1 pseudogene is annotated in these 385 nt (G+C 60.3%); it reads right to left on the bottom strand.

Annotation, left to right across the window (positions count from 1 at the left end):
- Positions 1–385, bottom strand: a pseudogene (locus EN780_RS39635) (sugar ABC transporter ATP-binding protein); the annotation flags it as partial.

The raw sequence follows: 385 nt of genomic DNA, 5'->3' as shown, positions 1-385 counted from the left end.
CGCCTTCAACGCCGTCGCGCACGATCATGAGATGCTCGGGGCGTACGCCGACATAGAATTGTCCCTGGGCATCGGCAAAGCTGCTTGCCCTGTCGGCGACCTCGCCGGACAGACTGTCGGCAAATGGCTGCACGGTAGCGGCGATTCCCTTCTTGCCGTCAAAGTGGGCAGGAAACAGGTTCATAGGAGGCGACCCGATAAAGTCGGCGACGAATTCGGTCCTCGGCCTGTCATAGATTTCGAGCGGGGTTGCGACCTGCACCATGTCGCCGCGGCGCATGACGGCGATCCTGTCAGCCATCGACATGGCTTCGATCTGATCGTGGGTCACGTAGACAGTGGTGATGCCGAGGCTCGTCACGAGTTTCTTGATCTCGGTGCGCAT

The sequence above is a fragment of the Mesorhizobium sp. M4B.F.Ca.ET.089.01.1.1 genome, assembly GCF_004022605.1.
Classification (GTDB): Bacteria; Pseudomonadota; Alphaproteobacteria; order Rhizobiales; family Rhizobiaceae; genus Mesorhizobium; species Mesorhizobium abyssinicae.
Note: the sequence above shows the minus strand (reverse complement) of the source record. Positions and strands in the feature narration are given on the sequence as shown.